Source organism: Bacillus sp. JJ1521 (assembly GCF_036965165.1).
GTDB lineage: Bacteria > Bacillota > Bacilli > Bacillales > Bacillaceae_L > Ferdinandcohnia.
On the sequence record NZ_JBALOX010000245.1, the window covers coordinates 4,432 to 4,960 of the forward strand.

General features: G+C 29.1%; 1 protein-coding gene and 1 pseudogene. Both read left to right on the forward strand.

The features are described 5' to 3' along the window. A partial coding sequence (locus V7147_RS23640; RefSeq protein ID WP_335370248.1) for a leucine-rich repeat domain-containing protein occupies positions 1-314 on the forward strand: 314 nt, incomplete at its 5' end. Between the two features lie 19 nt (positions 315-333). Further along, positions 334-529: pseudogene (locus V7147_RS23645) on the forward strand (ABC transporter ATP-binding protein); the annotation flags it as partial.

Below are 529 nucleotides of genomic sequence, written 5' to 3' on the forward strand. Positions count from 1 at the left end.
AAAAGTGGATAAAGATATCAGAATTGTACAAAATAAAAGAATTAGATTTAAGTAATAAAGGTATTTCAAACTTGGATGGATTAGAATATTTCTTAAATCTTGAGAGACTTAATCTCAGTAACAATAGTATTTCTGACTTTCGATTACTGATGAAGCTTCCTAAGCTTAAACAAGTAAATATTGAAGGGAATCCTCTAGAAGAAAGTGAGAAAACAAGAGGAAGTTCTACAATGGTAAATTTAAAAAATAGATGTCTAGTTTTAGGACTAAAAATAACTACATTCTTGGGGACTATTCATTTACTTGAGGTGTAAAATGGTAGGTGTGTAGAAGTTGAAGGACTCAATCAAAAAGCTATTAATGCTATTTAATAAAAAAGAAAAGAAACGATTATTAGTTTTGTTGTTAATGATGATTGCTGCAGCATTATTCGAAACATTAGGGATTGGGATGATTGTTCCGATTGTAGGTGTTTTAACAAATCCAGATATAATTCAAAATCAGCCAGTTTTATCTTATTTATATACCC